Source organism: Flavobacterium taihuense (genome assembly GCF_019351435.1).
Classification (GTDB): domain Bacteria; phylum Bacteroidota; class Bacteroidia; order Flavobacteriales; family Flavobacteriaceae; genus Flavobacterium; species Flavobacterium taihuense.
In genome coordinates this window covers 59,146-85,572 of the sequence record NZ_JAHWYN010000002.1, presented here as the reverse complement: position 1 = coordinate 85,572, position 26,427 = coordinate 59,146, and the positions used below count along the sequence as shown (strand labels likewise).

Below are 26,427 nucleotides of genomic sequence, written 5' to 3'. Positions count from 1 at the left end.
AAAAGCATAATATAAATGACAACATTAATAGCTATAATAGGATTAGGTGTTTTATGCCTTATATTTGAAATCTTCGATTTTAGAAAAGCAATTATTCCGATAACAATTATTGGATTACTAGCCATTCTAGGACTTACCGTTTCTGAATTTAATTCTCCTGCAAGTTACCATAACAATATGATTGTTGTGGATAAGTTCTCGGTTTGTTTTTCTAGTTTATTCATCGTATTGACTATATTTTTGGTAGCCTTGAGCCATAATTTTTATGACAATCACCAAAGTAAACTTTCTGATTATATTGCCATAAAAATATTTCTTTTGGCAGGAGCCGTTTCTATGGTTTCTTTTGGAAATCTTGCCATGTTCTTTCTAGGTATAGAAATTTTATCGATTTCACTTTATGTACTGGCCGCCAGTAACAGAATGAATATTAAAAGTAATGAAGCAGGTATGAAATACTTCTTGATGGGTTCATTTGCCTCTGGAATTATATTATTTGGTATCTGCATGATTTATGGCGCCATGGGTTCATTTGATATTGTTGAAATTAGTGATATGTCTCAATCTGCAGAGTTACCGATTTGGTTCCCAATTGGAATTGTTTTGGTTACTATAGGAATGTTATTTAAAATCGCTGCAGTTCCATTTCATTTTTGGGCACCAGATGTATACGAAGGTTCTCCAGCTTTAACTACTGCATTAATGAGCACTTTGGCAAAAGTTGTTGCAATAGCCACACTGTATAAATTATTGTCAAGCATGCATGCCGACATAAATTACTCCTTCCAAATTGTAGTGGTCATTATATCAATCGCCTCTATGACTGTTGGAAATATTATGGCCTTACGTCAAACGAATGTAAAACGTATGCTAGCATTCTCAGGAATTTCGCATGCTGGTTTTATGTTGATGACTTTATTGAGTTTATCAACTTCCGCAGGAAGCTTACTGTATTACACTACAGCTTATTCTTTAGCCGGTATTGCTGCTTTCAGTGTTATTTTATACGTATGCAAAAACAGAGAGAATGAAGATATTGTAAACTTCCACGGTTTAGGGAAAACAAATCCGTTGTTGGCTGCTGTTTTGACTGCATCACTACTTTCTATGGCGGGTATTCCAATTTTTGCTGGTTTCTTTGCCAAATTGGTTTTGTTCAGTCAAACGATTCAAGCGGGTTATTTAGTTGTTGTGATATTTGCGGTTATCAATTCGATTATAAGCGTTGGCTACTACTTTAAATTGATTCTAGCAATGTATACCAAAGAACCGAACGAAGCAAGAACAGGAAAACCATTCTTGATTTATGCAGTTGCTGTTGTTGCAATACTTTTGAACATTGCTATTGGATTGTTTCCTTCACTGGTTTTAGATTTATTAGCTTAATAAAAGTCCTAAAAACATAAATTATAAGTCACTAGATATTTTTTAGTGACTTTTTTATTTCCATAAAAAAAACCATCAATTGCAATAATTGACGGTTTTTTACCCTAATCTAATTCAACTCAAAACTTAATTTCAATTCCTATTTCCAATAAAAAACTATTCATTGGCAGCAAAAGATCCTGATTGAATATTACTTGACTTATTGATAATGTTCACTAACTGATTAACACTGGCGTTAAACGGATCAATACTGACCACTTTTTGAAGATATGGGATTACCATTTGTACTATTTGTTCCTTTTGTACTTTCAATTCCTCATATCTTTTTTTCTCGGCTAATGAACTCCCTAAATTATTCATCGTAGATGTGATATCAACAGTTTTATCCGCGAATAGAGCTGACAAGTTGATGTAAGCAGCAGCATATAGTGGATCGATTGAAATGGCTTTTCTATAGTAATATTCGGCACCGTCAGTATACTGCTCTTTTTGACAATTCATTCCAAAATTGAAAACTAATTCTGCTTCATTAGGATTTGTTTCGATAATAACGGCTACTAGATTATCAAAATAATCGTAATCTTTTGTTTCCAAATATAAATTGGCTTCAACAATGGCTAATGACTGATCTTCAATATTTAATGTTCTAGCAAGAGCAATTGCTTTAATCGCCTTTTCTTTAAATCCTTTCTGAACATATATCATAGCGATACTTTTATAAATATCACCTTTTTTAGAATGAAATTCCTCTCTTGGTCTTAGATGAGTTCCACTTTGAACTTTAGTATTCCTTTCTTCACTTGTAGAAAAATATTCGTCTTTTAATAATTTTTTGCTGAACGCAATGTAAACAGGCACATTTCCAACATAATTGATTGCTTTTAATTCCTCAAAACATTTTAAAGCCAAATCAATTTCATCACCATTCTTATAGGATAGCGCTGCATTATATAGTTGCAATGTGTCTTTTTTATCAATTAAATAAGCTTGAAAAAATTTGTTAGATGATTCCGCAAAATTTTCAATTATCAGATCTTCATTGGCGCTATTAACAAGATCAGTTTTTATTTTAAGAAGATATTCCTTTGCTATTGGAGTAAATTTCTCATTATTAGCTTGCTGCTCCTCTTGAATTAAATCTCCAAATGCCAAGGCAGCTTGAGAAAGGTTTTTATAAGTATTTTTGCCTTTATTAGCTAAATCTAATAAAGCAGATCCTTTTGTGTAGTAGAAATAGATTTTATCTTCATCAGGAGCATTGCTTATTAAGTACTCTACTGGAGACAAAACAGCTAATACTTGTTCTGAATTACCAGCTTTTAATTCTTTTTGAGCTTGTTTAATTTGGTTTTTTTGTCCGTAAACTGTAGGTAAAAACAACAGGAGGCTAAAGAGGTGTTTTATAATACTTTTCATAAATTGTAGGTTTAAATTAATAATTAACAAAAAAGCATATTCCGAAAAGACATTTCTATTAAACAAGTAGATAAAATCTTTTCCTGTTAGACTTTTTTACTTTGAATAGAACTACAAAATCTTAAAAGATAAAAAATTCCAAAAATTAAATTTTATATCTTGTTTAATCTTTTCAAAGCTATTTAATATAAAATTCAAACTTACACGTATTTATACCTGAATTTAACAAGAAAGTCCAGCTAAATTTAAAAATGATAAGGTAAACAGAAAAAACAAAAGTGTAATTAGTAAATTTACCGAGGAATATATTTAAATCCCAAATAGTAGATTTAAATATTTATAAACTAAAAATTTTACTTGAAAATTATTTACCAAATATCATTTTTCTTAGAAAAGGATCAATAAATTATCCGAAGAAATATACAATATTGCCCATTGAATCAAATATAATCGCTAAATTACGATAAGATTTAAAAAGAGAATTATGGGAACTACCAAACACTTCGATTTCGACAGCGAAACAAATGCCATAGCTGAAATTTGTAAAGCACTTGGTCATCCAACGCGCATACAAATTATGTCTCTTTTGTGGAAAAAAAACAATAGAACTTGTGGCGAAATCGTATCTCTGATCCCTTTGGCACAATCAACAATATCGAAGCACTTATTAGAATTAAAAAAAGCCAACCTATTAAATGTAAAAAACGAAGGAAAGAAAACCATTTATTCTATTGAAGTTGACAAAATACAAATACTTAAAAAATATTTGACCAATTACCTATCCAACAGAGTAATCTCCAATGAAGAAAAAACAGTAGTTCCAACATCTGGCGCTAAAATGAAAAATGAAAAAAAATTGAATTTAAAACAATACAACTATCAATTCCCAAATAAAAAAAACAAAACAGATTAACATCACACTTAGTTAATTCACAATAAAATCCTAAATGCAAAAGCTTCAATATCCAATTTCATAATTTTGCATTTTAAAGCCTTTGCCTAGGCAGAAAAAATTAAATATGAAAAATCAATTAAAAATACAAATCTGGTCGGATGTAATGTGTCCGTTTTGTTATATAGGAAAAAGAAAAATAGAGGAAGCATTGACTCAATTCAAAAATAAAGATTCTGTTGCTATTGAATGGAAAAGTTTTCAATTGGATCCGAGTTTTGTGGCAACACCAAATGAAAGCATCATTGATCATTTGGCAGAAAAATATAGAAAAGATACCGATTGGGCACAAACGATGATAGACAATATGACTGAAAATGCGAAAAGATCGGGATTGGATTTTCATTTTGAGAAAGCCCTTTTGGCCAATTCATTAAATGCTCATCGATTGTTGCATTTGGCCAAAAAATATAATTTATCGAACGAATTAGAAGAACTTTTATTCAAAGCTTATTTAACTGATGGTAAAGATGTAAATGATTTGAACACTTTAGAATCGTTGGGTTTCGAAGTCGGATTAGAAAAAGAAGCGATTGAAAACGTATTACATTCAGACATTTATGCCAAAGAGGTTCGACAAGACCAAGAAGAAGCACAGGCTATTGGTGTAACTGGTGTTCCCTTCTTTGTATTTGACAATAAATATGCTGTATCTGGAGCACAAGCAACGGAGGTGTTTTTGAAAACATTGGAAAAAACCTGGGAAGAAGGAAATTTTAATACCAAATTAAAACTTCAAAATACCACTGACCAAAACAGTTGCGGAATTGACGGTTGTGAATAATACAATAAATATGAGTAAAATCACCAAAACAATACGTTGGGGAATTATTGGTTGTGGCAATGTCACGGAATTAAAAAGTGGTCCAGCCTATCAAAAAACAGCCGGTTTTACCATAAAAGCAATAATGCGCAGAGATGCAGAAAAAGCGGCGGATTATGCCAAAAGACATGGAATAAACAAATATTACACAAATGCGGACGAACTGATCAATGATCCTGAAGTTGACGCCATATATATTGCTACTCCACCTGATACCCATAAATTATATGGATTAAAAGTAGCTGAGGCTGGAAAACCATGCTGTATCGAAAAACCTTTGGCACCCAATTTCCACGATTGTTTGAGTCTCACCGAAGCTTTTGAAGCGAAAAACATTCCTTTATTCGTTGCCTATTACAGACGAACACTACCAAGATTTGAGCAAATAAAGAAATGGATTGATTCGAAAACTATTGGAGATGTGAGACACATCCGCTGGCATTTGAGCAAACCAACAACAGATCAAGATCGCTCAGGCGAATACAACTGGAGAACCGACAAAACAATCGCCACTGGTGGCTATTTCGATGATTTGGCCAGTCACGGATTGGACTTGTTTATTCATTATTTTGGAACCATAAAAGAAGTTCATGGAATTAGTCTCAATCAACAAGGGTTGTACACTTCCAAAGATGCTGCATCCGCCTACTGGCTTCACGAATCTGGAATAACAGGTAGCGGTAGTTGGAATTTCGGCGCTTTTGAACGGGAAGATGTAGTTGAAATTTATGGCAGTAAAGGTAAAATCACATTTTCAGTTTTTGAAAATACCCCATTAATTCTTAATACGGAAAAAGGTGAATCAAGTCACCAAATAGAGCATCCTGAAAACATTCAATTGTATCATGTAGAACAAATGCGGGAACATCTTTTAGGAAATTCTAAACATCCATCCAGTGGAGTTACAGCAACACATACCAGTTGGGTTATGGATCAAATAATAGGGAACCGATTCTACATCAAAAGAAAAACAGAGGTGCTACTAAATGAGTACCTCTGTTTTTTTTTACCAAACTATTTCTGTCTTCTGACCTTTTTTTAAAGTAATGTCTTGTTTTTTATTCCCACATATCAGCGTTGTTTTTCCACCGTTTTTAGAGAATACCGAAACTTTCTTTAGCATTTTTGCACTCCATTCCATCGAAATTTCAAAACCTCCTCTGGCACAAATTCCTTTCACACTTCCACTATCCCAAGCGTCTGGTAAGGCTGGAAGTAATTGGATTTCATTTTCATTTGACTGGACCAGCATTTCGGCAACGGCTGCAGCTCCACCAAAATTCCCGTCAATTTGAAACGGAGGATGAGCATCGAACAAATTGGGGTACGTTCCTCCTCCTCTTCTTGGATTCTCCGTTTTCTTTCCATCTGGATCTACGTATCGAAGCAGTTCGCGATACATTTTGTAAGCACGGTTACCGTCCCAAAGTCTTGCCCAAAGATTAATACGCCATCCTTTTGACCAACCCGTCGTTTCATCACCTTTTATTTCCAAAGTAGCTCTCGAAGCCTTGGCCAATTCAGGCGTTTTTAATGGTGTAATGTGGTCTCCAGGAAAAAGACCAAACAAATGCGACTGATGACGGTGTTTAGGATCTTCATCATTCCAATCAAAATACCATTCCTGAAGGTTTCCTTTTTTACCAATTTGATAAGGATAGAATTTGGAAAGCGCCGTCTCTAGTTTTGCACTAAATTCAGCATCCACATTTAAAACTTTGGACGCTTTAATGGTTTTATCAAAACATTCGCGTATCATAGCCAAATCTGCCATTCCTCCGTACAATGTTGCGCCTATAAAACCATCTGGGGTCTTGTATTTGTTTTCTGGAGAAGTTGATGGCGAAGTGATTAAGCTTCCGTTTTTGTCCGTAACCATCCATTGCAAAAAAAACTCAGAAGCCCCTTTCATAATCGGATACCCTTCGTTTTTTAGATAATTTTTGTCTTGGCTAAAAATATAGTGCTCCCAAATATGCGTGCTTAACCATGCTCCTGCTGTATTCCAACAAGCCCACACAGGATCTTCGTTTCCAAAAACTCCAACTGGATTTGTCATAGCCCAAATATCTGAATTATGGGCAGCAGCCCAACCTTCATTTATTCCATAGAAAGTCTTGGCGGTCACTTTACCCGTTACTGAAAGATTTTTTATGAAACTCAAAAGAGGTGTATGCATTTCGGAAAGATTGGTATTTTCGGCAAGCCAATAATTCTCTTCCAAATTGATATTCATGGTGTAATTACTGCTCCAAGGCGCATTTAAGTGTGGGTTCCAAAGTCCTTGCAAATTAGCAGGAACACCTTTGGTTCTGGAACAACTTATCAGCAAATAGCGCCCATACTGAAAATATAAGATTTCCAGATTTTTATCTTCTTTCCCATCTGAGTAGCGCAACAAACGTTCGTCAGTCGGTAAATTCGGTGCGGCGGTTTTTCCTAAACTTAAACTTACCCTATCGAAGAATTTTTGATAATCAGAAATGTGAGCTTGCCTTAATTTATCGAACGATTTTGTAAATGCCTTGTTTAAATTGGATGAAGCATTTGCTTTGCTATTTAATCCTTCAGTATATGGATTTTTGTCAAAACCATTAAAACTGGTTGATATTGAAACATAAATTATAGCTTCAGTTCCGTCTTTTAGTCCCAAACTACTGGCAGTGCTTACAACTGTGCCGTCTGTATTTTTAATTTTTATCAAACTTGTAAATCGCGTTCCTCTTTCCTTTTCCAAAATAAAGGAAAGCGGAACAGCATATCCCGGGTTTTCATGAATTGGTCCAAAACCGTTCATTGAAAGAATATTGTCTTTTACTTCGGCGTTCGATTTTAGCAAGCTACTCGAATGGATATCAAAATTCAAAGCTCCCTTTTTACTGCTTGTCAATTTGATGATCATAATTTGGTCTGGAGCCGAAACAAAATATTCGCGCGTATATCTTACGCCATCAATTTCATAACTGACTTTGGAAGTTGCATTGGAAATATCCAGTTCCCTGTAATAATTGGAAACTTTTCCTTCCTGAAAATTATTAATCTCCATAGTTCCCAATGGCGCATACGATTCGGAATTCTTTCCTTGAATCTTTTTGTTTAATTCGTCGGCCAACTTATAATCCTCGTTTTTTAATGCTTCGCGAATGGCGGGAATATTTTTGTAAGCTTCAGGATTCATATTGGCATTTACGGGCTCTCCCGACCAAAGCGTGATGTCGTTCAAATAAATTTTTTCCGTATTGACACCTCCAAAAACCGTCGCTCCCATTTTTCCATTTCCCAAAACTAAGCTTTCTTCAAAATAATCGGCCGGTTGGTTGTACCATAGAATATGATTGGATTGTGCAACAACTTTTCCGCCAAAAGACGAACAGATGAATACTAGAAACAGTTTTTTTAAAAGATTTGATTTCATGTATTATTTATTTATATGAAAGATCTTATTTGCACTTCAGATGCGTGAGGGATAACAGCAAACTACCGAAGTAGTGCGGATAGCCCGACCGCATTTACGAAAGGCGCACAATAAGCAGTTTACTGAACAGCGCCTTTTGTAAATGGGGTCACGCCCTTATAATTACTTACTAATACTATATTTTTCATTGGCCGTAATCATTTCCCAATCATCGGTTCTGAAAGGGGATGCAGGGAATTTTTCTTTATTGAAAAGGTTTATTTCCGTGTCATCGTCAGCCCATCCGTAATGAACTGCCACAGGATTTTTTACATTTTCACTGGAAACTATTATTTTATTGTTTTTGATAATCGCTTTCGCGGAATAAAAAACTTTGTCGGCACCTGCAATTTCAAAACCTTTTACGTTTTGTGAATTATCCGAACTTAATAATCCACTACCGATTTTATCAAAAGTTAGGATAATTTGGTTTTGTTTGATTTCCATTGATTTGTACATTGGTCCGCTGCAAACTTGTTTTTTACCATAAATATCATTCAAGGCAATAGATGCTAAACGTTTTGCAACATCTTGCTTGTTTGTCGGGTGAATATCTTTTGCATTTCCAATATCAGTAGTTACTGCCATCCCTGTGTTTTGTACTTTCAAGGTTTCGGTTTGTGCTTCGCGAAGTTCTGCCCAACGGCTTCCTTTTGTACTGTTTCCGCCAAACTCATCAAAAGTTGACAATTGCACAAAATAGAAAGGAAAGTTTCCTTGATTCCATTTGGTTCTCCAATCGGTAATCATTAGAGGAAATGCTTTTTTGTATTGATTGGCTCTCCAAACATTCGCTTCGCCCTGGTACCATAAAACCCCTTCAAAAGCATAAGGAATTAATGGGTTGACCATCGCATTATACAATAACGAAGGATAACTGTTTGGTGAAACGGAAATTTTTACATTTACCACATTGAATTTCCATAATCCATCAAGCGCAACAGCTGCATCTTTGAAATCAATTTTCAAATCAGCTGGATCTCCGTAGATACCTCCGCCTCCAGTATAATCAGTTATTTTAACAGCAATTACGTTTGATCCTTCTTTTAAAACACCAACAGGAATTTTATAAACCCTTTTTACTTCCCAAATATTGTTGGTTCCCACTTGTACACCATTAACAAAGGTTTGGTCTTCATCATCAACTTTAGACAAATACAAAACGGCTTCTTTTTTGGCTTGCTCTGCAGATAAAATAATAGTTTTTCGCATCCAGACAACGCCATCAATATTTCCGATTTGTTGATTTTCCCAAAGAGAAGGAACTTTTATTTCTGGCCAGTTGGCATCTTTAAAATCTGAATTTTTAAATTGATCCTGATTGACATCAGTTACTTCAAAACCTTGAATTTTTTGAATATTGTCTAAAAGTGATTTTTTGTAAGTTTCAAAAATCGCATCCATATTAACCCAAGGCACATTGGCAATCATATCCTTGAATTCATCGCTTTTTTGAAAAGCTTCATGGCTTGTCCAGGTTTCTACATTGGTTCCTCCCCAAGAGGTATTAATAATCCCGATTGGAATCTTTAATTCTGCATATAATTTTTTAGCAAAATAATAGCCAATAGCCGTGAAATTCCCAACGGTTTCTTTGTTACTCACTTCCCATTTTCCTGCTTTTAAATCTTCTTTTGGAGTACCACTTAAATCTTGGGCTACTCCAAAATGACGAATCATCGGGTAATTTGAATCGCTGATTTCTGCTTGAGAATTCATTGTTTTATACACCTGAAACTCCATGTTGGATTGTCCCGAGCAAATCCAGACTTCGCCAACCAAAACATTGCTGATGACAATTTTGTTTTTCCCATTAACGGTTAATTCAAAAGGTCCTCCTGCTTTTTCCGAATCTAATTTTACCATCCATTTTCCGGTTGCGTCGGCAGTAATGGTTTTGGTTTGCTTATTAAAGTGAACTTCCACTTTTTCATTGGCGTCGGCCCAACCCCAAACCGGAATCACTTTGTTGCGCTGCAAAACCATTCCGTCAGAAAACAACAAAGGCATTCGAACATTGGCACTTGCCATTATGCAAGAAATCAGAAAAAGAAATACTATACTTTTTTTCATTTTTTTTATCTTTAAAAAGGCTCTAAGCTACTGGTATTCAATGATACTTAGTCTTAACAAAACTTAGAATCATAGAATCTCAACAACATAGCAACTCTGAAATTACTTCAATCCGTCCTGCAAAGCAGTTAATGCTTGCTGATCATAAACCGTATTATTTGTTCTATTAAATAAAGACATTGTATTTACTCCCATATTTCCTGCATCCCAATAAAACGGAATTAGACCATTAGCTTTAGCTTGTTTTACAACATATTTTAAGTAATAAGCTCTTGAATTGAGGTGCAAAGTCAGTGCATCGCCAGTTAAATCACGTCTAATAGCTCCAAACTCTCCTAAGATTACCGGAATACCTTTACTTACAAATTGCGTTTTCATAGAAAGGAAAAATTTATCCAAATCGGCTTCTTCTCCCCAAGTTGGATTGCGTGTTAGATCAGTTGCAGAATGATAATTGGCTCCCCAATAGTAGAACATTTTACCCCAATCAGCATCTTTGTCCATTAGACAAAATTGATAAGGTGTATAATAGTGTACTTCAACCATCATACGACTAGTCACTTTATCAGTAGGCAAAGTCAACATTAATTTGTTTGTTTTTTCAATATCTGTAGATGGTCCTTGAACAATTAACACACGGTTTGCATTTTTACCTCCTGTAGAACGCACTGCATCAATAAACGTCTGGTGATACGATGTTAAAACAGCCATTTGAGTTGCATTGTCAACGTTAGGTTCATTGGCACTTGCAAAAAGTAAATGTTCATCAAAACCACGTAACTGTGTTGCTATTTGTTCCCAAAACGCTTTTTGCTTTGCATTATTTTCTACTTTTTTAGCTTCGGTAACATTATTTTCAAGCCATCCGCCGTCCCAGTGAATATTAACGATGACATACATATCATTGTCAATACAATACTGAACTACTTCTTTTACTCGATTCAACCATGCTGTACTTATTTCTGCAGTGGTGGAATTAGTCATGTTTTGATTCCAAGAACACGGAATTCGAATCGCATTAAAACCATTTGCTTTAACCAAATCAATCAATGCTTTAGTAACTTTTGGATTTCCCCAAGCAGTTTCTCCTCCTGTAGCTTCAAGTGTGTTCCCAATATTCCATCCTAATTTGATTTTAGCGGCAAGTTCTACGGCATTACTCGTCATTCCTGTTGCATCAGCCGGAAGCGGACTGGTATTGTAACTTGGAATCGTGATTACAACTGGAGCTGCGCCAAGTTGAGAAACCGAAATTTGTACAGATACAGCTTGATTGGAACTGATAGTAATTATAGCGGTTCTTGTTGCTGTAGCAGTATTCTCAGACGCTGTTATATTAAATGTTGTTGTACCTGTTCCCCCTGTAAGCAGACTCAACTGTATCCAAGAAGCATCTGAAGTAGTCACTGTCCAAGCTGTTGCATTGGTGGTTACTTTGACAGCAGCTGCATTCCCTTTAGTTTGAAAATCAATTTTGTTAGTATCTGCTGAAAGCGTTATTGCTTCTGGCTTTTTATCTGTCCCTGAATCGGAACTACAAGCACAAAGACCTAAAAAAGGGATACATAAAAGGATTCTAAATAATCGATTGTTTACTGTGTTTTTCATTTTCGCAATTATTGGTTTTATGGTTAGTTAATCCAGAATCCACAAAAAAAAATGCAGATTCTGGTTTCAAATTATAAAGGATGTGAATGCTACTTAATGGTTACGATTACTTCTTTCTTACTATCACGAGAAGAACTTCCCAATTTCAAAGTATAATTTCCAGGCTCTACTGTCCATTTTTTAGTTTCCACATTGTAATAAGCCAACTCTTTTACCGGAACTTTGATTGTTACTGTTGCAGAATTTCCAGTTTTAACCAATACTTTTTGGAATCCTTTCAATTCTTGGGCAGCACGGGTAATTTGTGAATCCGATTTTGAAGCGTACAATTGAACAACTTCTTTTCCGTCTACTTTCCCTGTGTTTTTAACCGTTACTGAAACTGCAATTGTTTCATCGGCTGTGTATTCTTTTTTATCTGTTTTAGCATTATCGAAAGCAAAAGAGGTGTATGACAATCCGTATCCAAAAGGATAAAGAGGTTCAATTTTTTTGGTGTCAAACCAACGGTATCCAACTAAAATTCCTTCCGCATAGTCAACAGTTTTCCCTCCAGGGAAGCTGTTTGTAGCGTGTGCCGGTGAATCCATAATGTTTTTAGGCATTGTCCAAGGCAATTTACCCGACGGATTTACTTTTCCTAATAATACATCTACTAAGGCATTTCCTCCTTCAGAACCATTGAACCAGCTCCAAACTAAAGCATCCGTTTTTTTACCTATTTCATCAATATCAAAAGGCGCTCCTGCAACCATAACCACAATGGTTCTTGGGTTTACAGCCAATACTTTTTGAATCAATTCCTCTTGTCCAAATGGCAACTTTAGACTTCTACGGTCAGAGGCTTCTGTTTCATAATCACGGTTGGAACCTGCAAAAACAATTGCAACATCTGAATTTTTAGCAGCTTCAATAGCTTCCTGCAATTTAGCAGGATCCAATTGGTCAATGGTTACAGGACCATTCATTGTAATATCCCCTAATTTACCAACCTTTTTTTCTTCATAACGCTCTAAATATCCCTCGGCATAGTTGATTTTGATTGAGCTTGGCAATTTGCTTTTCAATCCGTCCAAAGGTGTAACCTCTCTTTTTGTTTTAACTCCTGCGCCAAATCCGCCCAAAGCGTTTTTCTTCGTTGCATTATTTCCAATTACTGCAATGGATTTCACACCATCCAGTTTCAAAGGCAAAGCGTTGTTATCGTTTTTCAACAAAACCACTGATTCTGTTGCAATTTTATAGGCATCTTGGTAATGAGCTTCGGTTGCAATGCTTCCCTTAACGCGGTCTTTACCGCCCATTGCTTTTACTTGAAATAAGACTCCTAATATTCTTTTTACGTGTTTATTAATTTCGGTTTCTGAAATTTCTCCAGCTTTGACAGCTGCAATTAATCTATCGGCCAAGAAAAATTCGTTGAACTTTGTTGTAGGCGTTCCCATTTCGATATCCAAACCGCTGTTTAAGGATTTTACTGTGGAATGTACCGCAGCCCAATCGGAAACAACAACACCTTTGAAACCCCATTCGTCACGCAATACTTTATTTAACATATAATCGTTTTCGCATAAATATTCACCTCTAAACTTGTTATAAGCCCCCATTATGCTATAGGCTTTCCCTTCTTTTACAGCAGCTTCGAATGCTGGCAAATAAATTTCACGAAGCGTACGCTCGTCCATTTGAACATCAACAAAATCACGATTTGTTTCCTGATTATTGGCGGCAAAGTGTTTTACGCAAGCCATTACATCGTTATCCTGTAAACCAATAACCACGGGTACAGCCATTTTTTTATTTAAAAATGGATCTTCGGTCATATATTCATACGTTCTTCCTCCAAGAGGAGTTCTCACGATATTAATTGCCGGCGAAAGCAACATATCTTTATCTCTGGCTCTCAATTCCTGCCCTACACTGTTACCAAAGGTGTACCCCAACGAAGGATTCCAAGTAGCAGCCAAAGCTCCATCTGCCGGGTAATAAGTCGCAAAATCATTAGTTAATCCCGCAGGAGCCCAACTATCACGAGAAATTTCTTCACGAACCCCTAATGGTCCATCGGCCATTTTTAATTCTGGAATGCCTAAACGTTTTACTCCTCCATTAGCAAACATACTGTTACCATGCAACATTCCTATTTTTTCTTCCAGCGTCATTTTTGAAATCAGCTTGTCGATTTCGGCATCGTTTTTTGAAGTTAAAGATTTTGCCACAATAGATTCTTTGACTTTTGTACTTTTAACAGTTTGTGAATTCGCATTGTATCCTGTAACCAATAACATTGAAAAAAAGGATAATTTGATTATTTTATTTTTCATAACTAATTGTTTTTTGTCTTATTTTTTCAACTATTGCTTTACAAAATTCAGCAACAGCACATCATTTTCATTTATGTTAAATTCTTTGCTATACATTCCTTTTGAATCGATAGTTATATTTTCTGTCACAATCGGTGAACCATTATTTCGTTGTTTCAAAGTACTTACTTGTTGAAGGTTAAGCTGATTCGGTTTATTCATTCCTAAATAATCGGTGAACACATCATTCGCTTTGTAACCTACTTTATAAATTTCTAAAGTATACTTTCCTTTTTGCAGTCCTGCCACTTCAATTTTTACAGCTCCTTTTGATTTTGATGGTAAATCCTTAATGTAATATTGTTGATTATTTGTAGCATCCTGCAAAGTATAGGTAAAGTCCCAAAACAAAACTTGTACATTACCTTTTGCATTTTTAGTCGCCCAAGAAGATGTATCAGCATTTTGAAGCTCTGTTTCTCCCAATTTGTTTAAAAAAGAGTAAGAGAAATAGGCTGGCTTTTTAATTCCTTGTGTATTCAACAGTCCGAAACCTCCGTGAAAAGGAGTGAATCTTGGGCCTGGTTCTTCAAAAATATCGGTAAAAACCCAATAAGACATAGAGTTTGCAGCATTACCCACTTGTTTCAATTTTTGAAGAATATAGGCAGCCGAATGATAACTATCGTGAATTGGATCTGCAGGAGTGTATGATGAACTCCATTCCGTATAATGCAATTCCAAATTTGGTTTAGTCGAACTTGAAATTTGCTTGCGCGAATTAATTACTTCTCCACTCACACTCGACGCATCTTTACTCAAAACCGTTCCAGAACCTCCAAATTCATCTAAAAAACCTTGACCCACTCCATAAGCGTGTGTAGAGATAAAATCTAAAGGGACATTGTTTTTAGTAGCAAATTCAATTGTTTCAGGCACCCAAGCCGCTCCGGCAGTTGCAGGACCTCCCACTTTATAAGCTGGGTTTACGCTTTTGATAGCTCTAGCTGTATAGTCATATAATTTGAAATATTCCTCTTGGGTTCCTGTCCAAAAACCTGGTGATAAGTTGGGTTCGTTCCAAACCTCGAAATACCAAGTCTTCACTTCATCTGCACCATAACGTTCGGTAAAATGTTGTGTTAAGTTGCGAATTAAGTCTTCCCATTTTTTATAATCTTTTGGAGGAGTTACGTTACCTTTCCACCAAAAAATGGTTTCGTTGCCACTGGCCAAAGCCGAAGGCATGAACCCTAATTCAACAAAAGGTTTTATCTTGATGCTCAAAAGAAAATCATACAAGGCATCAATATATTGGTAATTGTATTCAGGATTTCCTTTACTATCTTCTTTGTAAACGGCCATATCATCGGTCAATAAACCGTGCATCCTAATGTACTTGAAATCGCATTCTTTTTTTGCCAAAGCCAATTGTTGTTGCCAATCAGCACGTAATCCTTCATTGGCTCTGCCTGCTCCAATACATTCTTTGAACATTGTATTCAATTTTCCTGCTGATTTATTATAATCGACTTTTATAATTCGATCTGCTGCAACTGATTTTTTCCCATTCGTATCTTGTCCAAACAATGAGACGTTGCTTAGTGATAACAGAATAATTGGTACTAATAAATATTTTTTCATTGTAATTTATTTCACGATTATTTTTTTGGTCAAAAGAATTTTATCTGAGGCGTTTCCAACTTGTATTTCAATTTGTCCTTTTTCGAGTTCAAATTGTTGTTTGGTTGTATTCCAATATTCTAAATTTTTAGCTTTTAAAGTCAGAGCAACTGTTTTGGTCTCTCCTGCTTTCAAAAGTATTCTTTGAAAAGATTTTAATGCTTTTATGGGTTGCTGAATTGCCGACTCTATAGATTTCACATACAATTGCACAACTTCCTCTCCGTCTCTTTTTCCAGAATTGGTAACCGAAACCGAAACTGTTATTTCTTTATTTTTTTCTAAAGTTTCCTTGTTTGTGGCTATCGAATTATATGCAAAACTAGTGTAGCTCAATCCGTGACCGAAAGCATACAAAGGTTTTCCTTGAAAATACATGTAGGTTCTTCCGTTGCGGATGTTGTAATCCAATAAATCGGGTAAATCCGTAATGTCTTTTACCCAAGTTTGAGTCAATCTTCCTGCAGGATTATAATCTCCAAATAAAACATCGGCCAAAGCTGTTCCCAATTCCTGACTATTTTGTGTCATATGCACAATCGCTGGAATATGTTCTTGTGTCCAATTAATGGCATACGGAAAACTGCTGATGAGCGCCACCACTATATTCGGATTGGCTTGATATGCAATCTTGACTAAATCTTCCTGCTCCAATGTCAAAGACTGACGATCTACGGATTCTTTTCCTTCGCTCGGAACTGGGCAATCAGCCCAACCGGCATTACAAACCGGATGATTCCCGACGATAACAATGACAACATCTGCTTTTTTGGCTATAGTGGCTGCTTTCCCGTCAGCATTGTTCTTGGCGTATAAAATTTCTACTTTGTCTCCTAACTTATTCTTAATTCCCTGCAAAGGTGTTACCACATAAGGAGGTGTTCCGCTGTACCAGTCCAAAAGCACCTCATCGGCACGAAGACCGATTACGGCAATGGTATTTAGTTTTTCTTTTTGCAAAGGCAACAACTGTTTGGCAGGATCATTCTTTAATAAAACAATTGATTTTAATGTTGCTTCCAATGCCAATTTCTTGTGAGCTTCGGATTTCCAAGGATCTATTGTGTCTTTGTCTGTTCCAATTTTTGCATACGGATTGGCATCAGCACCGTCTAGCATTCCCAATTTTATCATTACACGAAAATCTCCTCTAATGACTTCGTCTATATCTTTTTCATTGAGATAGCCTTTTGCAATTGCACCGTCAACGCCTTCTTTATAATCATCCAAAAACTGGTTGATTCCTGCTTTTACGGCTGCGGCTGCTCCGAGATATGAATCGGCATAATATTTATGATCCGAAAGTAACAACTTGAAAGCACCGCCATCGGTACAGATAATTCCGTTTTGTCCCCATTCTTTCTGAGTGATGTCTTTCAGCATCGGGTGTACCATTGCCGGGATTCCATTCACTTTATTATAAGAAGCCATATAAGCACGCGAACCTCCCTCGACAATACCCATTCTGAAAGGAACAGAATAATATTCTCTCCAAAGTCGTTCATCAAAATCTGATGAAGTATAGGTTCTTCCGTCTTCGTTGCTGTTGGCCAAAAAGTGTTTCATTAATGAAGCCGATTGCCAATATTTAGAATGATTTCCTTGAAGCCCTTTTACAAAAGCTACAGTCATCGTTCCATTAAAAAAAGCGTCTTCTCCATAACTTTCTTCGGTGCGCCCCCAGCGTGGGTCTCTGGCGATATCCGCATTTGGCGCCCGAACTACTAATCCTCCTCTTTGATATTTTTGAAATGCGTAACGTGCTTCATATCCTTCAACCTGAGCTACTTTCTGAATCAAATCAACATCCCAGGTTTCTCCTAAACCATAGGCTTGTGGGAAAGTGGTAGTGGTAACTGGTTTTTTATCTTTTCCTCCCCATTCGCCTGGTCCGCCTAATGCCAATCCGTGTAATCCTTCGACATGGCCTGTACCCACAACTCCCAATCTTGGAACGGAAGGATTGGTGCTTAATACCGCCACTTTTTCTTCCAAAGTCATTAATGACAATAGATTTTCAATGCGCTTTTCAGAATCCAAATTTGAATTTTGAAAAGGGTACTGTTGCTTTTTTTGTGCCAAAACTGGTACAATCGACAATAGAAGAATAAAATATAGGATATACTTTTTCATTTTAATTATTGGTTAAAAACCGTTTCAATCTATTCTCAAAATAACACCAAACAGGTTAAAAGAAACCTGTTAGGATTACGTTTCCTAACAGGTTTCTTTTAACCTGTTAGGTATACTAATTTTAAAATACTTAGGCTAACGAATGAAAAGCACAAAATATCTTAATTAATAAAGAATTTGCGTGAGGGATAGCAGTGGAAATCCTCCCGATTTTTCTTCGGGAGATTGCAACGGATAGCCCGACCCTTGGGGCACGCCCAAACTATTTTTATAATTTTTTAAATCGGATGGCTGTTCCTCCAGCGCCTCCTAAATGCAATTTCAATACATCTGATGCTTTTACTGTTTTTTTGGAAATAGCAACTGCTGATGGATTGTGTGTTTCGTCTGTACCTTCAGCATCCGCATAAATCTGTGCTTCGTAAGTTGCTTTTGGATCTAAAAAGGACAATGAAACATCTAAATCTCTGCTTTTCTCATTGGTCATACTTCCCAAATACCAATCTTCACTATTTTGATCTTTACGAACGGTTGTAAGGTATTCTCCTATTTCGGCATTCAATACTTTCGTGTCTGCCCAATCTGTTGGAACGTCTTTTAGGAATTGATACCCTGGCACTGCATAATTTTCAGGGAGGTCGGCTAACATTTGAATTGGCGAATAAAACGTTACATACATTGCTAATTGCTGCGCCGTTGTCCCGTGAATTCTTTTTCCAGGATAACCTTGTTTGATTTCAACATCCAAAACTCCAGGGGTATATTCCATTGGTCCAGACAGCATTCTTGTAAATGGCAAGATAACAACGTGATTTGGCGGATTTCCTTCGCTCCAAGCATTGTACTCTTGTCCACGTGCAGCTTCTCTAGCCAACATATTTGGATAAGTTCTGCGTTCTCCAGTGTCTTTGATTGGTTCGTGATAGAAAACGGCTAAATCATATTCGGCTGCTTTTTGCAAAACGTATCTGAAATAATTTACTCCAAATTGTCCATGATGCCATTCTTTCATGTTTAATTTGGAACCCACGTGACCGATTTTTACGGTGTGGATTCCTAATTTTTTGTACAAAGCAAAACCAGCATCGATTTGTTTCATGTAGTTAATCAAATTCGAACCTGTTTCATGATATCCAATAAGCTCTACACCTTTTTCTTTTCCATATTCAACCACTTTTTCAATGTCGAAATTATCAGCACATTGCGTGAAGCTGAACATGTGCATATGATTTTCATACCATTGTTGCGTCCAGCCTTTGTTCCAGCCTTCGATCAATAAGTGGTGTAAACCTTCTTTGGCGGTAAAATCAATATACTCTTTTGCATGAGCAGTAGTTGCTCCTTGTTTATCTCCTTCCCAAAAAGTGTATTTTCCGATGTGCATTGCCCACCAAATTCCGAAGTATTTATATGGTTTTACATACGAAGGATTACCCATTTTGTTAGGCTCGTTCAGATTTAGAATCAAATAAGAGTCTATTAAGTCTCCTGACTTTTCAGCTATTTGAATAGTTCTCCAAGAAGAAGTGAAGGCGTCTTTTACTCTTACTTTCACGCCATCAGCCCAAGGCACTAAGTCGGTTTTTAATTGAGTTCCTGTGCTGTTTACCAATGTTGTACTGGCATAATCAATTAGATTTGCTTCGTGAAAACTTAGTTTCAATCCGCTTTTACTTTCAATTGTTAAAGGTGTATGAACTGTGTCAATAGCGTTTATGCTTGATTGTTGATACAAATATTCGTAACGATTTTCTTTGTAAGCAGGAATCCACCATGCTTTTCCTTCATCCTTCAAGTTAAAAGTTGTTTTTTCATCCATAATGAAAATACTGTCTTTTGTTCCTTGTTTTGGATATACATATCTAAAAGCAACACCGTCATCAAACGCACGGAATTGGATTTCCAATTTGCGCTTTTCGTTGTTTTTTTGTTGCAATTGCACCACCATCTGGTTGTAGTGGTTTCTGATTTTTTTCTTTTCTCCCCAAACCTGTTCCCAAGTTTCGTCGAAAGTGGAATTCTCTACTTTTACGATTTCAAAGTTTTTGCTTAAATCGTCATTATTTTTTAGCATAAAACCCATGTCAGATGGGGTAATCACCTGAGTTTTTCCGTGGGTAACTGCGTATTTTGGCGCGCTGTCAACCAACTGAAATTGAATTTTGTTCTTCCCTCCAGGAGAAGCCAATTCATAGGATTTTGCCTTTTTGCCTTGAGCATTACCTAAACTTATGGATAGTAATAGAACGGGAAGTAATAGTTTCTTTATCATTGTATTTTATTTTATGGCTTGCTTCATTTTAATTAATCGGGGTTAAGACATTTCAAAAACCCCGATTAAAAAACTAAACTAACTCAACTTATTTATTTTATCCACTCGGTTTTGAAAGTGGTTTTTCCAGTTAATGGATTTGATGTAGGTTCAAAATTGCTTCCTTTTTTTGAAACTGTAATCGTTTGTACCGCGTCAGTTCCTGGCAAGAATACTTTAGCAGTTGCTGTATTGGTAGCATCAGTAGCATATACTTTTAAGGTTAATTTGCTCCAATCCATGTCTTTTGTCGATTGTGCTAATCCAATATGAGGAATCGCAGAACCATCTCTAACCAAAACTATAATTGGAATAGCGCCTGCCTTGATTTTATGCCATCCGCCTTGGTATACCTTTTTGGTTTGATAATCAATCCAAGTTCCTTCTGGGAGATAGACATCTCTTTCTGTTACCTCTTCGAATAAAGGAGCCACTAACATACTGGATCCAAATAAGTATTCATTGTCTACCAACCAAGCTCCTGCGTCATTTGGATATTCAAGAAATAAAGCACGCATCATCGGCAATCCTTTTTGAGAACTTTCTTTGGCCTGTGCATAGATATAAGGCATTAATTCGTAACGCATATTATCGGCGTTTCTAAATCCTTCCAAGAAGTCTTTGCTGTACAACCAAGGTTCTCTTGGAGGCTCACCATGACTTCTCACGTGTGAAGTAAGCATTCCAAATGGTGCCCATCTTCTGTATAAATTCTCAGGTGATTTGGTTGCAAAACCTCCTACGTCATGACTCCAGAAACTGAATCCACTTAATCCTAATGAAAGACCTCCTCTTAATTCGGCAGACATTGCTCCATTACTTGTTTCTGCATCACCTCCCCAGTGTAATGGGTAACGTTGACTTCCTGCCCAAGTACTTCTAGCCCAGATTAAAGTATAGCCTTTTTCTTTTTGAGTGATTTCGGCAACGGCTTTGTTGTAACGCAAAGGGTATAAATTGTGCTCGTAGAAACCGGTACGTCCAGAATGGTAAATTCCGTCTGGCGGTGCAGCTTCTCCAAAATCCACTTTGAAAACAGAAACTCCTTGGTCAAATAAATGTTTTAATTTGGCTTGGTACCAAGTCACGGTTGCTGGGTTCGAAAAGTCCAAAACCGCATCTTCATAAGGCAAGTTTCCTTTGCGGTCTCTTACGGCAAGACCTTTGTCCATTATTTCATTGAACAAGGTGTTTTTTGGCGAGAAATAAGGCAATTGCCATAAACATACGTGGAAACCATCATCTTTCATATCCGACATCATTTTCACTGCATCCGGAAAACGATCTTTAGAAAATTCGTAATTGTTTCTCCAATCTACATCAAACCAACCCGTATCAAAGTGAATTACATCAGTCGGAATTTTATAGGCACGTAAATCTTTCGCAACTTGACGTCCTTCTTTTTCAGAGAAATAAGTGATACGGCTCATCCAGAAACCAAATGACCAAAGCGGCGGCATTGCTGCTTTTCCGGTAAGATTGGTATACTCATCCAATATTTCTTTTGGTTCTCCGATGAAGAAAAACAAATCGGCTTCGTCATCACCAATGTACATTTCATTGGCACTACCAAAGTATTTTCCAAAATCAACTGTCATTGGAGTCGAATGGTGCATGAAAACTCCATACCCACGGCTACTCATATAAAACGGAACCGGTTTGTACATCGTTTCGTTTTGAATTCCATTGGCATCATCAGTCCATAAAACCACTTTTTGTCCGCGTTTGTTGAATTGAGTGAAAGATTCACCACATCCAAATAACTTTTCGTCTGGTTCTAAGCTGAAAGCCGCTCCCATACTTCTTGAATAATCGCTGTTTCTACGAACAAAAGAAAACGAAAGTGTTGGTGTGTAGGTATTTTTAAAATCAGAATCATGAAGCGTGCTCGTTAGTAGCTTTCCTTTTTCGTCATAAATTTTTACGTGCCAAGGTTTTGACAAAATCTCAACAGAACCATGTTTGCTCGTGTATTTATAACCTCCTTCGATTTTAGAAGATTTCCATAATTCCGGATGATTTGGAGCTACTCCGTCAACAAGCATCAATGACTCTTTTTCAGGACGAAATTGCGGTCCAGAAGTAGTTTTTATACGAATTGAACGATCCGACACAAACTGAATTTGAAAAGGCAATTCAGGAGAAACTGCATACTCCGTTGTTGGAAATTCATTTGAAGGAACAATACCTGGCTTCATCATCATATTATTGAAAGCCTGACGTGTTTGATAATTGTAACGTAAATATTTTATAGTTCCTTTTCCTGTTGCCGGGTCAAAATTGGTTAACTCATCAGCAAAATAAAAAGTATTTAGATAATTTTGAAAATCTTTGCTGATGTCTATTGGCGCGTTCAAAACATCGGCATTTTGAATTTGAGCAAATCCTTTTGGAGTTACAAAAAGTCCAAATACCATAAATATGGAAAGTGGTATTAGTTGTCTTTTTTTCATTGTTGTTAGTTTTTATTTTTAGTCGATTTGTCAAACCCGACAGATTTCTAAAATCTATCGGTTTGAGCATTTCTTTATTTAACCGTAATTATTGTTGTGCTGCTTTTCAAACCACTGGCACTGGCAGTCAATTCCAGTTTTTCAACTTTTTCTCCTGCCTGAATTACAACGAGACATTTTCCGTTAAGGGCTGTGTGTCTGTCGCCTTTGTAGGATTCATGACTTACCGGATCTCCACTACAAACACCTACAATTTTTCCGTTTCCTTTCAAAGAAAATTGGATTTCGTTATTGGCATTTGGCGAAAGCACGCCATTCGCATCTGTAATATCAACGGTTACGAAAGATAAATCGTTTCCATCAGCTTTAATCGTTGGTCTGTCTGCAAACAATTTTAAATTTGTTGCTGTTCCGGCTGTTTTGATTTCGGTTTCTAAAACTGTTTTTCCGTTTTTACGGGAAATAGCTTTCAATGTACCTGCTTGAAAAGGAATTCTCCACATTACGTGCAAATCGTCTCCTTTTTTGCTGCGAACGCCAACTGATTTTCCGTTAAGAAAAAGTTCCACCTCATCGGCATTGTTATAGTATGCCCAAACATCTACGTTTTGACCTGCTGCCCAGTTCCAATGTGGAAAAAGATGCAGAACCGTTTTGTTTGTCCATTCACTTTGGTACATATAATAAACGTCTTTTGGGAAACCGGCTAAATCCACAATTCCAAAATACGAACTGATAGATGGCCATTCATAAGGTGTTGGTTCACCAATATAATCGAAACCGGTCCAGATGTACATTCCTGCAAGGAAATCGTGCTTTTTCATCACTTTCCAAGTGGCTTCGTGCGTAGAACCCCAAGGCGCCTGAACCTGGTCATAAGCAGATACTGTATTGCCTAGATTTCCATCCGTAAATTTAAGATCCCATCTTACCGGCCATTTCTTAACGACATCCGAAACGGCATCGTAATAGCCGCGTGTTTCTAAAGCCGAAGTAGTTTCGGTGGCAATGAAAGGCACATTCGGAAAGTTTTTTTGATGGTATTCAAAAGTTTGATGGGCATAATTGTAGCCAATAATATCCAAAGCTCCCGAAGTAGCTAATTTATTGAAACCAGTTTTAGACTTTTCAAATTGCAAAGTTACCTCGTCAATATTCATATTAACGGCAGGATTCATTGCAGCAGTAACCAAACGTGTGGCATCCAGTTTTTTTACGATTCCTGATAATTCTTTGGCAATTACTACACCTTCATCACTCCATTGTTCTGGAATTTCGTTTCCGATACTCCACATAAATATGCTGGGATGATTGCGATCTCTAAGGATCTGATCCTGTAAATCTTTGGCATGCCATTGATCCCAGTCAAGACTGTAATCGTATTTGGTTTTTGCTTTTTTCCACATATCAAAAGCTTCGTCCATGACAATGAAACCCATTTTATCGCAAAGATCTAAAAGCTCCGGGGCTGGAGGATTGTGAGAGGTTCTTATACCATTTACTCCCATGTCTTTCATGATTTGCAATTGGCGTTCAATGGCTCTGGTATTAATCGCCGATCCCAATGGACCTAAATCGTGGTGCATACAAACACCTTTAATTTTAACCTGCTTTCCGTTTAAAATAAATCCTTTGTCAACATCGAATTTAAAACTTCTGATTCCGAAATTGGTTTTGTATTGATCTACAATTTTATCGTCTACCGAAATTTCGGTAACAGCTGTGTACAATTCGGGAGCTTCAACAGACCATAAAATTGGCGTTTCGACTTGAGCTTCTTGTTTAACTGTTTGATTGGCTTTGGCACCAATTGATATATTTTGAGTAACCGATGTTACTTTAGTATTCTTTTTAAAAATAGTAGTAGTTACAGTAGCTTTTTTGGAAGTTGAATTTTGATTTTGAATCGTAGTTTCAAATTTAACTGTAGCTTTTTCGGTTGTAACTTTAGGTGTGGTAACATACGTTCCCCATTGACCAACATGCAATTTATCTGTAGTTTCTAACCATACGTTTCTGAATATTCCTGAACCAGAATACCAACGTGAGTTGGGTTGTTTTGAATTGTCAACCTTAACAATAATTTCGTTGTTTTTATCTCCATAATTCAAATATGGAGAAATTTCATACTGAAAACTAATATAACCATTTGGGCGTTTTCCTAAATAATGTCCGTTTACCCAAACTTCACTATTTTTATAAACACCATCAAAAATTATTGAAGTTACTTTTGTGCTGTCTTCATCTGCAACTTTAAATGTTTTTTTGTACCAACCTAAACCACCAGTAAGTGCTCCACCTCCATATCCTGCAGGGCTTTTTTCATCAAACTTTCCTTCAACAGTCCAATCGTGAGGGACATTTAGTGTTCTCCATTTTGTATTAGTTCCAATAGTATCTTTATCAATAATACTGTCATTTAAATGAAAACCCCAATCGGAATTAAAAGAAATTTTTCTGGAAGAAAAAGGGTCACTATTATCTTTATGGCAACCAAAAATTACAATAAATCCAAAAATGGCCAGTGTTTTTAAAAGGTTCAAATTTTTCATGTTAGATACTATTTGTTTTTATTGGAGTATGGAATTGCTTGGCCTTTTCGCTATGGCTCAAGTCACATATCTTCATTGGTTCTTGTGTCCAATTTAAGCTAATGTTCATTTTTATTAAATTACTAATAGTTTTAAAGTAGTATAAATGTATCGATATGTGTTCAAATTACACCAATTATCGATACGTTATATTATAACTTTTTAGTAGTACTTTTTCTTTTCCTTTTGAAACAAATCTCTATTATTTTGGGATTGCAATCAAGAGTTAGTGTATGAATCCTAACTCTTGATATTGCATACCCGTTTCAAAACCCAAAAAACTGCACTAACCTACTAATTATTGCATTATGGTTTTGGTTTGTAACGGAAAACGATTTGACACTTTCCTTCACCTTTTCTACTTTGGTCGCGAACCACTCCAAGTTCAAGTTCAGTTTCTGTAAGTTTTATAACGTGCACAGAGGTCCAATTACTAACATCGGCATAATAATCCCCACCATAAAGCATCTCTACTCCTCCGTTAAAAACTAATTTATTATTTGGAATATCAAACACAAAAGTTCCTGACTTGTTTGTCTGAGAAGTACCAACAATTGCGGTTTGTTTTACGGAAACATTATAAGCTTCATTAAGATCAAAGTGCATTTCACCCCAATCCTTGTTTTCCATTACCCAACTGTTACTTGCATAATCAGGAAACCAATTCCAGTTATCTCCAGATGCACCTGGATATTCTAATCCTGCCCATCCTACAGGATTGGCCATATTTAATACCCATGTTTTTCCAGCAGCTCCATTGGTTAACATTGCCCATTTTGGATCTGTTGTAATAGACGACAAATCCGTTTTAGCAATAGTTATCGTTTTTGGCTGAGTGTACAATGCCCCTCCTCTTGTGTAAGCTGTATAAGTCACAGCATAGGTTCCTTTAAAAGGGATTATTACAGATGACGAATTAGTATTAAAATGTCCTATCTCTGCCCCAGTTGCGTCAGTAATCGACCAATAAGGAGTAACGTCTTTATCATTATTTGTCATAACCAAAGTATTGGCCGTTACAACTTCCGTATGATTAAGAGCCGCTTCTGTATAGGTTATTGCGGGAAGACTATTTCTGTCTTCTACCGGTTCACAGGAAAAAAGTGTCCCTAGAGCTATTACTGCTATAAGTGTATATAGTTTACGTTTCATATATGTTAAATTTATTTGTTAGTGGTCATATATGGTATCGCCCTTTTATTTATTGATGTTTGCTTGCGCAAACTTGATGTGAGAGGCGA

Annotated in this window: 15 protein-coding genes; 4 read left to right on the top strand and 11 right to left on the bottom strand. The window is 36.4% G+C overall.

What is annotated here, in order from left to right; translation table 11 throughout:
* Positions 1–15: 15 nt before the first annotated feature.
* Positions 16–1,386 (top strand): NADH-quinone oxidoreductase subunit N, encoded by a 1,371-nt coding sequence (locus KZH69_RS02040; RefSeq protein ID WP_219315798.1) that lies wholly within the window; start codon positions 16–18, stop codon positions 1,384–1,386.
* A 156-nt stretch (positions 1,387–1,542) separates the two neighbouring features.
* On the opposite strand, the gene KZH69_RS02035 is transcribed toward KZH69_RS02040, so the two are convergent.
* Entirely contained in the window at positions 1,543–2,802 is a 1,260-nt protein-coding gene (locus KZH69_RS02035) for a tetratricopeptide repeat protein (protein WP_219315797.1), read from the bottom strand.
* Positions 2,803–3,286: 484 nt separating this feature from the next.
* Between KZH69_RS02035 and KZH69_RS02030 the strand changes: the two genes are divergently transcribed.
* The 3 genes from KZH69_RS02030 (at position 3,287) to KZH69_RS02020 (ending at position 5,619) form a co-directional block, all read left to right on the top strand.
* On the top strand, positions 3,287–3,715 hold the full coding sequence (locus KZH69_RS02030; protein ID WP_219315796.1) for an ArsR/SmtB family transcription factor: 429 nt from the start codon (positions 3,287–3,289) through the stop codon (positions 3,713–3,715).
* A gap of 106 nt (positions 3,716–3,821) precedes the next feature.
* Positions 3,822–4,538, top strand: coding sequence for a DsbA family oxidoreductase (locus tag KZH69_RS02025; RefSeq protein ID WP_219315795.1), 717 nt, complete (start codon positions 3,822–3,824; stop codon positions 4,536–4,538).
* Between the two features lie 10 nt (positions 4,539–4,548).
* On the top strand, positions 4,549–5,619 hold the full coding sequence (locus tag KZH69_RS02020; protein ID WP_219315794.1) for a Gfo/Idh/MocA family protein: 1,071 nt from the start codon (positions 4,549–4,551) through the stop codon (positions 5,617–5,619).
* Here KZH69_RS02020 and KZH69_RS02015 read toward each other — a convergent pair.
* The 10 genes from KZH69_RS02015 to KZH69_RS01970 form a co-directional block, all read right to left on the bottom strand.
* A complete protein-coding gene (locus tag KZH69_RS02015; protein ID WP_219315793.1) occupies positions 5,584–7,992 on the bottom strand; it encodes a glycoside hydrolase family 95 protein in 2,409 nt (802 codons plus the stop codon). The genes KZH69_RS02020 and KZH69_RS02015 overlap by 36 nt on opposite strands.
* Before the next feature lie 162 nt (positions 7,993–8,154).
* Entirely contained in the window at positions 8,155–10,104 is a 1,950-nt protein-coding gene (locus KZH69_RS02010) for a sialate O-acetylesterase (RefSeq protein ID WP_219315792.1), read from the bottom strand.
* A 102-nt stretch (positions 10,105–10,206) separates the two neighbouring features.
* Positions 10,207–11,712 (bottom strand): cellulase family glycosylhydrolase, encoded by a 1,506-nt coding sequence (locus KZH69_RS02005; protein WP_219315791.1) that lies wholly within the window; start codon positions 11,710–11,712, stop codon positions 10,207–10,209.
* 89 nt (positions 11,713–11,801) lie between these two features.
* On the bottom strand, positions 11,802–14,036 hold the full coding sequence (locus tag KZH69_RS02000; RefSeq protein ID WP_219315790.1) for a glycoside hydrolase family 3 C-terminal domain-containing protein: 2,235 nt from the start codon (positions 14,034–14,036) through the stop codon (positions 11,802–11,804).
* 30 nt (positions 14,037–14,066) lie between these two features.
* Positions 14,067–15,659: a GH39 family glycosyl hydrolase gene (locus tag KZH69_RS01995; protein ID WP_219315789.1), complete on the bottom strand. Its 1,593-nt coding sequence runs from the start codon at positions 15,657–15,659 to the stop codon at positions 14,067–14,069.
* 6 nt (positions 15,660–15,665) lie between these two features.
* Positions 15,666–17,831, bottom strand: a complete 2,166-nt coding sequence (locus tag KZH69_RS01990) for a glycoside hydrolase family 3 C-terminal domain-containing protein (protein ID WP_255557621.1) — start codon at positions 17,829–17,831, stop codon at positions 15,666–15,668.
* Between the two features lie 268 nt (positions 17,832–18,099).
* A complete protein-coding gene (locus KZH69_RS01985; RefSeq protein WP_219315788.1) occupies positions 18,100–20,103 on the bottom strand; it encodes a glycoside hydrolase family 97 protein in 2,004 nt (667 codons plus the stop codon).
* 92 nt (positions 20,104–20,195) lie between these two features.
* Positions 20,196–22,595, bottom strand: coding sequence for a glycoside hydrolase family 31 protein (locus KZH69_RS01980; RefSeq protein ID WP_219315787.1), 2,400 nt, complete (start codon positions 22,593–22,595; stop codon positions 20,196–20,198).
* 74 nt (positions 22,596–22,669) lie between these two features.
* Positions 22,670–25,147, bottom strand: a complete 2,478-nt coding sequence (locus KZH69_RS01975; RefSeq protein WP_219315786.1) for a glycoside hydrolase family 2 TIM barrel-domain containing protein — start codon at positions 25,145–25,147, stop codon at positions 22,670–22,672.
* 345 nt (positions 25,148–25,492) lie between these two features.
* Positions 25,493–26,338 carry a hypothetical protein gene (locus KZH69_RS01970; protein WP_219315785.1) on the bottom strand — a complete coding sequence of 282 codons (846 nt, stop codon included), beginning with the start codon at positions 26,336–26,338 and terminating at the stop codon, positions 25,493–25,495.
* Between the last annotated feature and the right edge of the window lie 89 nt (positions 26,339–26,427).

What these genes read in the sequence shown, in the direction of transcription:
- KZH69_RS01975 (WP_219315786.1), bottom strand. Translation starts at nt 25,147, where the DNA reads ATGAAAAATTTGAACCTTTTAAAAACACTGGCCATTTTTGGATTTATT.
- KZH69_RS01970 (WP_219315785.1), bottom strand. Translation starts at nt 26,338, where the DNA reads ATGAAACGTAAACTATATACACTTATAGCAGTAATAGCTCTAGGGACA.
- KZH69_RS02000 (WP_219315790.1), bottom strand. Translation starts at nt 14,036, where the DNA reads ATGAAAAATAAAATAATCAAATTATCCTTTTTTTCAATGTTATTGGTT.
- KZH69_RS01995 (WP_219315789.1), bottom strand. Translation starts at nt 15,659, where the DNA reads ATGAAAAAATATTTATTAGTACCAATTATTCTGTTATCACTAAGCAAC.
- KZH69_RS01980 (WP_219315787.1), bottom strand. Translation starts at nt 22,595, where the DNA reads ATGAAAAAAAGACAACTAATACCACTTTCCATATTTATGGTATTTGGA.
- KZH69_RS02010 (WP_219315792.1), bottom strand. Translation starts at nt 10,104, where the DNA reads ATGAAAAAAAGTATAGTATTTCTTTTTCTGATTTCTTGCATAATGGCA.
- KZH69_RS02040 (WP_219315798.1), top strand. Translation starts at nt 16, where the DNA reads ATGACAACATTAATAGCTATAATAGGATTAGGTGTTTTATGCCTTATA.
- KZH69_RS02035 (WP_219315797.1), bottom strand. Translation starts at nt 2,802, where the DNA reads ATGAAAAGTATTATAAAACACCTCTTTAGCCTCCTGTTGTTTTTACCT.
- KZH69_RS02005 (WP_219315791.1), bottom strand. Translation starts at nt 11,712, where the DNA reads ATGAAAAACACAGTAAACAATCGATTATTTAGAATCCTTTTATGTATC.
- KZH69_RS02020 (WP_219315794.1), top strand. Translation starts at nt 4,549, where the DNA reads ATGAGTAAAATCACCAAAACAATACGTTGGGGAATTATTGGTTGTGGC.
- KZH69_RS02030 (WP_219315796.1), top strand. Translation starts at nt 3,287, where the DNA reads ATGGGAACTACCAAACACTTCGATTTCGACAGCGAAACAAATGCCATA.
- KZH69_RS02025 (WP_219315795.1), top strand. Translation starts at nt 3,822, where the DNA reads ATGAAAAATCAATTAAAAATACAAATCTGGTCGGATGTAATGTGTCCG.
- KZH69_RS02015 (WP_219315793.1), bottom strand. Translation starts at nt 7,992, where the DNA reads ATGAAATCAAATCTTTTAAAAAAACTGTTTCTAGTATTCATCTGTTCG.
- KZH69_RS01990 (WP_255557621.1), bottom strand. Translation starts at nt 17,831, where the DNA reads ATGAAAAAGTATATCCTATATTTTATTCTTCTATTGTCGATTGTACCA.
- KZH69_RS01985 (WP_219315788.1), bottom strand. Translation starts at nt 20,103, where the DNA reads ATGATAAAGAAACTATTACTTCCCGTTCTATTACTATCCATAAGTTTA.